Genomic DNA, 10,510 nt, shown 5'->3' with positions numbered 1-10,510 from the left:
AGAATCAGCGACAGCACCACCACCATGCAGCCCACCAGCAGCGACAGGCGCGCACCAAACATCAGGCGCGACAGGATGTCACGGCCGACGTCATCGGTGCCCAAGATAAACTTCCAGCTACCGCCCTCCTGCCACACCGGCGGGTGCAACAGCGCATCGCGGAACTGCTCAGCCGGAGCATGCGGCGCCAGCACATCGGCAAAGATGGCGATCAGCAGCATCAGAATGATGTAAACCAGGCCGATAACCGCGCCTTTGTTACGTTTAAAATAGTGCCAGAATTCCTGAATCGGGGTCATCGGCTTCGGTGCAGCAGTGACGCTTGCGGGATCAACAGCAGACATGATTCCCCCTTATTTCTTATGACGGATGCGCGGATTCACCACGCCGTACAACAGATCAACCAGCAGGTTGACCAGAATGATCAGGATTGCCACCAGCAGCACGCCGCCCTGCACCACCGGATAATCACGGCGCTGCAGTGCTTCGATCAGCCAGCGGCCGAGTCCCGGCCAGGAGAAGATGGTTTCGGTGAGGATGGCGCCCGCCAGCAGCGTGCCTACCTGCAGACCGATCACCGTGACCACCGGCAGCATGGCGTTACGCAGCGCATGCACCACGATCACGCGCATGCGCGTCAGGCCTTTGGCGCGTGCGGTGCGGATGTAATCTTCACCCAGCACTTCCAGCATCGAGGAGCGCGTCATACGCACAATCACCGCCAGCGGAATGGTGCCCAGCACGATGGCCGGCAGGATCATGTGCATCACCGCATCTTTGAAGTCGCCCTCTTCGCCCCACAGCAGCGTATCAATCAGCATAAAGCCGGTGAGCGGATGGCTGTCGTCAAGGAAGATGGTGTCGCTGACGCGGCCAGAGACCGGCGTCAGGTTGAGCTGCACCGACACCAGCATGATCAGCATGATGCCCCACCAGAAGATCGGCATTGAGTAGCCGGTCAGCGAGATGCCCACGGCGGTGTGATCGAAAATAGAGCCGCGTTTCACCGCCGCCAGCACGCCGACCGGAATACCCACGGCAACGGCGAAGATCATGGCGCAGATGCCCAGCTCGAGCGTGGCTTTAAAGCGCGGCACGAACTCATCCCACACCGGGATGCGGCTTTTCAGCGAGATGCCGAGATCGCCATGCAGCACGCCATTGATGTAAGTGATGTACTGTTTCCACATCGGCTGATCGAGACCAAACTGGGCCATCAGCTGCGCATGACGTTCAGGGGAGATGCCGCGTTCACCGGCCATGATCAGCACCGGGTCGCCGGGGATCAGGTGAACGAAGGCAAAGGTCAATAATGTAATACCGATGAACGTCGGGATGACAAGGCCCAGACGTCGGAGTATGAATTGCAGCATAAGCCGGATTCTCAGTCATTTTCCGTGGCGCTAACGCCATGGACTACATTGCTCACAATCCGCAGCCGGCATAGCCGGACGCGACGCAAGAAGCGCTTCAAAATCCCCGTCATACTTCACGCTGCATCAGCGCAAGGTATTGAGGGTTTATAAGAAATTAGCCGGAAATAAAGTGCGGAGTACGGGCGGCGAAGGTGCCGCCCGAGGGCCAGCCATGCTGGCCCTGACCGCGATAATCCGAAAGGTTATTCCTGGATGTCGACGTTTTCGAAGTGATGTTTACCTAATGGATCAACCACATAGCCACTCACTTTCTTGCTCACTGGCTCGTACACGGTTGAGTGCGCGATGATCAGTGCTGGCGCCTGGTCGTGCATCACCACCTGCGCCTGCTTGTAGAGCTCAATACGTTTGTTGTGATCGGCTTCAGCACGCGCTGGCTGAATCAGATCTTCAAACGGCTTGTAGCACCAGCGTGAGTAGTTAGAACCATCTTTCGCTGCCGCGCAGCTGAACAGGGTGGCGAAGAAGTTATCCGGATCCCCGTTATCACCGGTCCAGCCCATCATCACGGTCTGGTGTTCACCGGCTTTAGCACGCTTCAGGTACTCGCCCCACTCGAAGGTAACGATTTTGGCTTTCACGCCGATTTTCGCCCAGTCAGCCTGAACCATTTCCGCCATGCGACGGGCGTTCGGGTTGTACGGACGCTGTACCGGCATCGCCCACAGGTCAATGCTGAAGCCATCCGGCATGCCCGCTTCTTTCAGCAGCTCTTTGGCTTTGGCCGGATCGTAAGCGTAGTCTTTGACGTCATTGTTGTAGCCCCACATGGTTGGTGGGATCAGGTTTTTCGCTGCCTGACCGGCGCCCTGATAGACCGCATCAATGATCGCTTGCTTGTTCACCGCCATGGTCAGTGCCTGACGCACTTTGACGTTATCCAGCGGTTTTTTCTCGGTGTTGAAAGACAGGTAACCGACGTTCAGCCCTGGCTGTTCCATCAGGTTGATTTTGGTGTCTTTCTTCATGCTGGCGATATCAGCCGGGTTGGGATACGGCATCACCTGACACTCGCCTTTCTGCAGTTTGGCGTAGCGCACCGAAGCATCTGGCGTGATGGAGAACACCAGGCGATCGATTTTTGGCTTGGTGCCCCAGAAGTCCGGGTTGGCTTTGTACAGAATACGTGAGTCTTTCTGGTACTGCTGCAGCACGAACGGACCGGTACCCACCGGGTTGAGGTCCAGTTTTTCTGGCGTGCCGGCTTTCAGCATGTTGTCGGCGTACTCTTTCGACAGGATTGACGCGAAGTCCATGCCAAGGTCGGCGAGGAACGGCGCTTCCGGACGGGTCAGCGTGAAGCGTACGGTGTAGTCATCCACTTTTTCGATTTTGGCGATCAGCTTCGGCATGTCCATGCCTTCGAAGTATTCGTAGCTGCCGCCGGAGACACCGTGGTACTTGTTGTTTTTATCGAGCTGGCGCTCGAAGGAGAACACGACGTCATCAGCGTTGAAGGTGCGGGTCGGCTTGAAGTCTTTGGTGGTTTGCCACTTCACGCCCTGACGCAGATGGAAGGTATAGATTTTACCATCTTCGCTGACGTCCCATTTTTCTGCCAGGCCCGGCTGCAGCTCAGTGGTACCGGTTTTGAACTCAACCAGACGGTTGTAGATCGGTACTGAGCTGGCATCGTAAGTGGTGCCGGATGTGAACAGCTGCGGGTTGAAGCCTTCCGGCGAACCTTCTGAACAGTAAACGAGGGTTTTCGCCTGAACGCCCGCGGCCACGGTCATAGCAATCAGGCTAAGACCGACCTTCAGCATCCTGGATTTGGCCAGGGAGTTGATCATGTTTTGCTCCATTGTGATGTGATGTTGTGTGCGTCGCCCGACCTCTGGTTTTTTTATGCGGTTCGGGCAGGTCAGTTATGTAATGACCAAAATGCGAGCGGTTATTGTTGTAGCGCTGACGCCGTGGAACCTGCCAGCGCTGGCCGTCTCTGCATCTTATTGACGCATCAATTTGTCAACAGTTGCAATGAACGTCAATACAACGTGGGGTTATTTACACAGAGTGTGAGTAAGTGCAAGCAACGATAAAAAACAGTGTTTGCACGCTAAGCCAAAATTTAAAAAGGTGATAAAGCGCGCAATGCCGTGTGATTCTCTGGCAATAGCGCCTGATAACAGTGATTATCACCGTTAAAAAACGTCTTAAAGTTGTCGGTAAATGTTGAATATCTGAACGATTCCCCGTGCGTTATGACGTTCAGGCAGCGAAATATGCTGGCGTAATGGCATAAGAAATCAGCAAAAAGCAAAAGCCGGTCATAAGCAGAATGTGTCGCGAATTAAGAGAGGTGCTTTGATGCAGCAAGGGATGAAGAGCGGTGTTGAAGGATAATACGGTTTATCCCGGTGATGATTAATGGAACGCGTAAATTGATGACTTTGCTTGATGGCTGCGAGAATGTGAGTCTGGTTCAGGGAAGGTCATCAGATCGCCATGAATGATGGACGTGGATTCCGGCGCGGCCATCCGGTCGCCATGAATGGCGACCCTACAGGGAATGTGCTGCTGAATGATGGGCGTGGATGCGGGCGCGGCCATCCGGTCGCCATGAATGGCGCCCCTACAGGGAACGTGCTGCTGAATGATGGGCGTGGCTTCCGGCGTGGCCGTCCGGTCGCCATGAATGGCGCTCCTACAGGGAACGTGCTGCTGAATGATGGGCGTGGCTTCCGGCGTGGCCGTCCGCTCGCCATGAATGGCGCCCCTTATATCCCGATCATTCTCCTCCGGGTATGATGATCCCCGACTGATCATCGGGAAGTTGCTGGTGAGATGGGGGCGCCCCCTGGGCATAAAGCCTGCTTCGTAGATTCATCCCCGGCAACTTAACTCCCGCCTTCAAGACCGGACGGTATCCTGTGCCCCGAGCACGCATCCATAAGGATGGTCATGGCGGTTTCCCTGTGCTGTTAAGGAGAATCTATGCAAACCCGTATGCCTGTCGGCATTGATATTGCCTCCGGAAAGTTTGATGTGGCCGTCTGGAAAGGCGACACGTCTTACAAAACCAAAGTCTTTCCCAACACCCCTAAGGGCTTTATCGCCCTGAAAAAATGGCTGGAGCCGTTCGGCTGCTGCCATATCTGCATGGAGGCTACCGGCGCGTACAGTGAGCCGCTGGCCACCTTCCTGCACGACGAAGGCTATGATGTCAGCGTGGAAAATCCCGCGCGCATCAGGCGCTTCGGACAGGCGGAGCTGAGCCGTAACAAGACGGATAAAGACGATGCGCGCATGATAGCGCGCTACTGTAAACTGCACGGCCCGTCGCTGTGGCAGCCGGCGCCGCTGAATGAACGCAGGCTGAAGGCGCTGGTGAAGCGCCTGACGAATCTTCAGGAAATGCGGCAGATGGAAGAGAACCGGCTGGAGGTCTCGGATGCGGTGGTGCAGCCCTCAATCCGCGTGGTCATTGCGGCGCTGGATGCGCAGATAGACGAAACGAAGCGGGCAATAAACGACCATATCGACAATGACCCGGGCCTTAAAAAGAACAGGGAACTGCTGGAGTCCATCCCGGGCATCGCGGGCGTGCTGAGCAGCACGATGCTGGCGTATCTGGGGGACATGTCGAGGTTCAGCAGCAGCAAGGCGCTTGTGGCGTGGGTGGGTCTGAATCCGATGCGGCAGGAGTCCGGTGAGTGGAAGGGCAAAAGCAGGATATCGAAGATGGGCAACAGCGCGATGCGCAAGGCCCTGTACATGCCTGCGATAGTGGCGATGAAGTGGAATCCGGCGGTGAGTGCGCTGAAGAAACGGCTGGATGCGGGTAAGAAAACGGGAAAAGTCGTGGTGTGCGCGGCGATGAAGAAGCTGCTGCAGCTGGCTTATGGCGTGCTGAAATCGGGTCGTCCGTTCGATGCCGAAATATGTCTTGCCAGGTAACCGGCAAGACGGTATCTACAACGAGTGGAGACATTTTTTTGTAGGGTGCGCATTCATGCGCACCGGCATCAGATAGTGCAAATCCCCTTTAACATCAGGGAATTCGAGCGCAGCGTCAACGGTAAAAAAATCGGGAAAGGGCTTTACAGACGCGAATGATAATGATTATTATTGTCAACGCGAATCCGGCTGCGTCTCCTGACAAACCGGGTAAGCACGACATTGCTCACATTGCTTCCAGTGTTTCTTAGCCAGCTCGGGTGCTGGCTTTTTTTTTGCCTGCGCCTCAGGCGAACGCCGTCCTTGGCACTTTATCCCTCTTCTCCTTCCGTGGCCGCAACGGCATAACATGACAAAAAAATGATAAACTCAGCGTATCTCTGACCTCAGGCGCACACGATGAAGAAGAAAAGACCGGTATTACAGGATGTTGCCGATCGCGTCGGCATCACAAAAATGACCGTCAGCCGCTACCTGCGGAACCCCGATCAGGTCTCTGCGGCGCTGCGCGACAAAATCGCCGTGGCGCTGGATGAACTCGGCTATATCCCCAACCGTGCGCCCGACATGCTCTCTAACGCCACCAGCCGCGCGATTGGCGTGCTGCTGCCCTCGCTCACCAACCAGGTGTTTGCCGACGTGCTGCGCGGCATTGAAACCGTGACCGATGAAGCGGGCTATCAGACGCTGGTGGCGCACTTCGGCTATAACCCGCACAAAGAGGAGCTGCAGCTGCGTTCGCTGCTGGGCTGGAACATTGATGGCGTGATCCTCACCGAACGTTCCCACACGCCGGGCACGCTGCGCATGCTGGAAGTGGCGGGCATTCCGGTGATCGAAATGATGGATTGCGTCACGCCGTGCCTTGATATGGCCGTGGGCTTCGACAACGTCGAGGCGGCGCGGCAGATGACGCATGCTATCCTCAAAAAAGGCCATCGTCATACCGTTTACCTGGGCGCGCGCCTCGATGAGCGTACGCTGCAAAAGCAGCAGGGCTATGAACAGGCGATGCGCGAAGCCGGGCTGACGCCACACAGCGTCATGATGGAAGATGCCTCCTCCTTCAGCGCCGGTGCCCAGCTATTACGCGAGGCGCAGAAGCGCTATCCGCACACTGACAGCCTGTTCTGTACCAATGATGACCTGGCGGTAGGCGCGATGTTTGAGTGCCAGCGCCAGGGGTTGCGCGTGCCGGAGCAGATGGCGATCGCCGGCTTTCACGGCCACGACATCACGCAGGTGGTCAATCCGCGGCTGGCTACGGTGCTGACGCCACGCGAACGCATGGGGCGTGAATCAGCCGCTATGCTGCTGGCGCGGATTGGCGGTGATCGCAGCGTGACCGCGCCGCTGGATGTCGGTTTTGAGATTGCCGAAGGTGGCAGCATCTGATTTTGGCGATTTTTTGAGTCAGTTCACACTTTCGTGCTTTTCCGCCTGACAAGGGTTGCCAGCGTCTGAGTGCGCTCGGACAATGGCAATCAAAATTGTTATCGGTAACATTGGCAGCTTAACCTGCCGGAGCGCAAAACCATGACCACGCCATCTCCATCGCACCACGTCTTTATCCTGATGGGTGTTTCCGGCAGCGGAAAGTCTGCCGTCGCCAATCAGGTGTCTCATCAGCTCAGCACCGCGTTTCTGGATGGTGATTTCCTGCATCCGCGCAGCAACATCACCAAAATGGCGGAAGGCCATCCGCTGAACGACGACGATCGCCAGCCGTGGCTGCAGGCGCTGAATGATGCGGCGTTCGCGATGCAGCGCACCCAGGCGATCTCGATCATCGTCTGTTCAGCGCTCAAAAAGTCCTATCGCGACATCCTGCGTCAGGGCAATCACAACCTGAAATTCATCTATCTGAAGGGCGATTTTGCCACCATCGAGTCTCGTCTCAAGGCGCGCAAAGGCCACTTTTTCAAACCGCAGATGCTGGTGACACAGTTTGAAACCCTGCAGGAACCGGGTGCCGACGAGCCGGACGTGCTGGTTGTCGATATCAATCACTCACTGGATGAGGTAGTTGCGGCCACGGTTGCGACCATCGAGGGCGCAATCAACAAGGGCTAGTCATGAGTACCGCAACGCTGGTGTTAACCGCAGCAGGCTCTGTCCTGCTGCTGCTGTTTTTGGTGATGAAAGCGCGTATGCACGCCTTTGTCGCCCTGATGTTAGTGTCGATGGGTGCCGGTCTGTTCTCCGGTATGCCGCTGGATAAAATTGCCGAGACCATGCAAAAAGGCATGGGCGGCACGCTCGGCTTTCTCGCCATTGTGGTGGCGCTGGGTGCCATGTTCGGCAAAATTCTGCACGAAACCGGTGCGGTCGATCAGATCGCCATTCGCATGCTGAAAACCTTTGGCGAGCGGCGCGCGCACTATGCGATGGGCATTGCCGGGCTGATCTGTGCGCTGCCGCTGTTCTTTGAAGTGGCCGTGGTGTTGTTGATCAGCATCGCCTTCGCCGTGGCACGCCGTACCCACGATAATCTGGTCAAACTGGTGATCCCGCTGTTTGCCGGCGTCGCCGCCGCGGCGGCCTTTTTGCTGCCCGGACCGGCACCGATGCTGCTGGCGGCGCAGATGCACGCTGACTTTGGCTGGATGATCCTGCTGGGGCTATGCGCGGCGATTCCCGGCATGCTGATTGCCGGTCCGCTGTTCGGCAACCTGATTGCGCGCCATGTGACGTTCAGCGCGCCGCCGGAAGATCATCAGCCGGACGTCAGCGAGGGCCAGCTGCCGTCGTTTGGCTTTAGCCTGTCGCTGATTCTGTTCCCGCTGCTGCTGGTCGGGCTGAAAACCATCGGCGCGCGCTTTACCACACCGGATTCACGTCTGTATGCGTGGCTGGAGTTTATCGGCCATCCGTTTACCGCCATCCTGCTGGCGCTGCTGGTAGCGATTTACGGCCTGGCTTACCGTCAGGGCATGGATAAAGAGAAGGTGATGCAGGTATGCGGCAGTGCGCTGCAGCCGGCGGGGATTATTCTGCTGGTGATTGGTGCGGGCGGCGTGTTCAAGCAGGTGCTGGTGGATTCCGGCGTTGGCCCGGTGCTGGGCCACGCGCTGACCGGTGCCGGCATGCCGATTGCGCTGGCCTGTTTTATTCTCTCCGGCGCGATTCGGGTGATTCAGGGCTCGGCCACGGTGGCCTGTTTAACCACCGTCGGACTGGTGATGCCGGTGATTGAACCGTTGCATTACAGCGGTGCGCAGCTGGCGGCGCTGTCGATCTGCATCGGCGGCGGCTCGATTATTATCAGCCACGTCAACGATGCCGGTTTCTGGCTGTTCGGCCGCTTCACCGGTGCCACCGAAGGCGAGACGCTGAAGACCTGGACGCTGATGGAGACGATTCTCGGCACCACCGGCGCCATCGTCGGGATGATCGCGTTTAGTTTGTTGTCGTAATGGCAATGCGCAATAAATTGCGCCGTTACAGATTAATGCACAGCCTGTAGCGGCGCGATTTATCGCGCGTTGTAAAAATGATTAATCCACCTCGCGCTCATCGTCCGGCTGATCCAGCACGGTGTACGCCACCGCACAGAACAGCGAATTCAGGCGCTTCATATCTCCCAGCAAACCTAAATGCAGCGAACTGGTTTCGATGCTTTGCACATTCTGCCGATGCAGGCGCTCGACGTGGGCGTGGGAATAACGGCGAATCAGGATGCGGAAACGGTGCTTGGCACGGCGCAGACGCTTCGCGCTGGTGACGTCGTGCGACAGAAACACCGACAGGCTCAGGCGCAGGTTGCTTAACACCTGCTCCTGCAGCGAATTCAGCTCTTCCAGCCCTTCCGGCGAAAACGCCCGGCGCGCCTGCAGCGATTTGTCCGCTACGTCGGCGCTCATGCGCTCGATAATGTCGCCTGCCTGCTCCAGATTCAGCGCCATCTCAATCACCTCGGCCCAGCGGCGTGAATCCTCTTCCGCCAGATCCTCCTTCGGCATGCGCGCCAGATAGAGCTTAATGGCGGTGTACAGCACATCCACATCATCATCCAGCCGCCGCACTGCGCGCTCCTCGCGCAGTTCGCCCATCACCACCTTGTTGAAGCTCTCCAGCATCTGCTCCACTACATCGCCAATGCGCAGCGTCTCCCGCGCCGCGTTGGCCAGCGCCAGCGCCGGCGTATCCAGCGCGCTGCTGTCGAGGTGCTTAGGTTTGAGATGGGTCTGGTTTTCCGCATCGTCGGCGATCATGCGGCGGCACAGGCGCGCCATCGGTTCGGCAAACGGCACCATCACCAGACAGCGCACCAGGTTGTAGAACACGTGGAAGAAGATCACCATCTCTTCATCGTTAACCGGGAGCTTATCCAGCAGATCGGCGATGTAATCGACAAACGGCAAAATAACGATGCTGCCAATCAGCTTGAACAACAGGCTACCGAGCGCCACCCGCTTGCCGGCAGCATTCGATCCGCTGGCGTTGATCATCGCCAGCAAGCCGCTGCCGAGGTTAGCGCCAATCACCAGACACAGCGCCACTTTGAACGAGATAACGCCGGTGGCGGTCAGCGTGGCGGTAATCAGCACCGCGGCCAGGCTGGAGTAGCTGATGATGGCGAATACCGCGCCAATCAGCGCATCCAGCATGATATCGCCGGTCAGCGTGGAGAACAGTACCTGCACGCCGGCGGCCTGGGTAATGGGTTTGGCGGCGGCGACAATCAGCTGCAGCGCCAGCAGAATCAGCCCGAGGCCGATGGCCGCGCGTCCGATCTGACCGGCGCGCGTCTGTTTGCGGCTGAGGAAAAATACCACGCCAAAAAAGATAAACAGCGGCGACAGCCAGGAGAGATCGAAGGTCAGGATGCGCGCCATGATGGCGGTACCGACGTCGGCACCCAGCACCACCACCAGCGCGGGCGTCAGGCTGACCAGATTCTGCGCCACAAACGAGGTGACTAATAACGTGGTGGCGTTACTGCTCTGCACCAGCGCGGTAACGCCAATCCCGGCAAGAAACGCCATCGGTTTTTTTTCCACGCTGCGGCTTAACACGCGACGCAGATCGGCACCGTATACGCGCATCACGCCGGTGCGGACAATGTGGGTGCCCCATACCAGCAGGGCGACGGCGGAGAGAAGGTTAAGCAGGGTTAGCACGAATAAAGGCTCCTATGCGCCAGGCAGAAAACAGGCGGCTGCCTGCCTGGC

At 57.6% G+C, this 10,510-nt stretch carries 8 protein-coding genes and 1 pseudogene; 4 read left to right on the top strand and 5 right to left on the bottom strand.

Features of this window, described 5'->3' with window-relative positions; translation table 11 throughout:
* The 4 genes and pseudogenes from ERD80_RS09340 to ERD80_RS09325 all read right to left on the bottom strand — a co-directional run.
* Positions 1-344 (bottom strand): annotated as a pseudogene (locus ERD80_RS09340) (dipeptide ABC transporter permease DppC); the annotation flags it as partial.
* Positions 345-353: 9 nt separating this feature from the next.
* Positions 354-1,373, bottom strand: a complete 1,020-nt coding sequence (gene dppB / locus ERD80_RS09335; RefSeq protein WP_021507021.1) for a dipeptide ABC transporter permease DppB — start codon at positions 1,371-1,373, stop codon at positions 354-356.
* 245 nt (positions 1,374-1,618) lie between these two features.
* Positions 1,619-3,229: a dipeptide ABC transporter periplasmic-binding protein DppA gene (gene dppA, locus ERD80_RS09330; protein ID WP_136546662.1), complete on the bottom strand. Its 1,611-nt coding sequence runs from the start codon at positions 3,227-3,229 to the stop codon at positions 1,619-1,621.
* A 574-nt stretch (positions 3,230-3,803) separates the two neighbouring features.
* Positions 3,804-4,205 carry a hypothetical protein gene (locus ERD80_RS09325; protein ID WP_136546660.1) on the bottom strand — a complete coding sequence of 134 codons (402 nt, stop codon included), beginning with the start codon at positions 4,203-4,205 and terminating at the stop codon, positions 3,804-3,806.
* A gap of 168 nt (positions 4,206-4,373) precedes the next feature.
* Here ERD80_RS09325 and ERD80_RS09320 point away from each other — a divergent pair, with 168 nt between their 5' ends.
* From ERD80_RS09320 to gntU, 4 genes are all read left to right on the top strand, one after another.
* A complete protein-coding gene (locus ERD80_RS09320; protein WP_104189859.1) occupies positions 4,374-5,336 on the top strand; it encodes an IS110 family transposase in 963 nt (320 codons plus the stop codon).
* Positions 5,337-5,735: 399 nt separating this feature from the next.
* Positions 5,736-6,731: a gluconate operon transcriptional repressor GntR gene (gene gntR / locus ERD80_RS09315; RefSeq protein WP_136546658.1), complete on the top strand. Its 996-nt coding sequence runs from the start codon at positions 5,736-5,738 to the stop codon at positions 6,729-6,731.
* Positions 6,732-6,872: 141 nt separating this feature from the next.
* The gene (gntK, locus tag ERD80_RS09310) at positions 6,873-7,409 is read left to right on the top strand and encodes a gluconokinase (RefSeq protein WP_010615889.1); all 537 of its coding nucleotides are present in this window, start codon (positions 6,873-6,875) and stop codon (positions 7,407-7,409) included.
* Between the two features lie 2 nt (positions 7,410-7,411).
* Positions 7,412-8,752 (top strand): gluconate transporter, encoded by a 1,341-nt coding sequence (gene gntU / locus ERD80_RS09305; RefSeq protein WP_021507994.1) that lies wholly within the window; start codon positions 7,412-7,414, stop codon positions 8,750-8,752.
* 81 nt (positions 8,753-8,833) lie between these two features.
* On the opposite strand, the gene ERD80_RS09300 is transcribed toward gntU, so the two are convergent.
* Positions 8,834-10,459, bottom strand: a complete 1,626-nt coding sequence (locus ERD80_RS09300) for a Na/Pi cotransporter family protein (RefSeq protein WP_031279764.1) — start codon at positions 10,457-10,459, stop codon at positions 8,834-8,836.
* Positions 10,460-10,510: the final 51 nt, after the last annotated feature.

Source organism: Pantoea sp. R102, from assembly GCF_004916815.1.
Classification (GTDB): domain Bacteria; phylum Pseudomonadota; class Gammaproteobacteria; order Enterobacterales; family Enterobacteriaceae; genus Pantoea; species Pantoea dispersa.
Note: the sequence above shows the minus strand (reverse complement) of the source record. Positions and strands in the feature narration are given on the sequence as shown.

Coding starts and splice junctions, on each gene's coding strand:
- dppA (WP_136546662.1), bottom strand. CDS start 3,229: ATGATCAACTCCCTGGCCAAATCCAGGATGCTGAAGGTCGGTCTTAGC.
- ERD80_RS09325 (WP_136546660.1), bottom strand. CDS start 4,205: ATGATCAGTCGGGGATCATCATACCCGGAGGAGAATGATCGGGATATA.
- gntK (WP_010615889.1), top strand. CDS start 6,873: ATGACCACGCCATCTCCATCGCACCACGTCTTTATCCTGATGGGTGTT.
- gntU (WP_021507994.1), top strand. CDS start 7,412: ATGAGTACCGCAACGCTGGTGTTAACCGCAGCAGGCTCTGTCCTGCTG.
- ERD80_RS09320 (WP_104189859.1), top strand. CDS start 4,374: ATGCAAACCCGTATGCCTGTCGGCATTGATATTGCCTCCGGAAAGTTT.
- dppB (WP_021507021.1), bottom strand. CDS start 1,373: ATGCTGCAATTCATACTCCGACGTCTGGGCCTTGTCATCCCGACGTTC.
- gntR (WP_136546658.1), top strand. CDS start 5,736: ATGAAGAAGAAAAGACCGGTATTACAGGATGTTGCCGATCGCGTCGGC.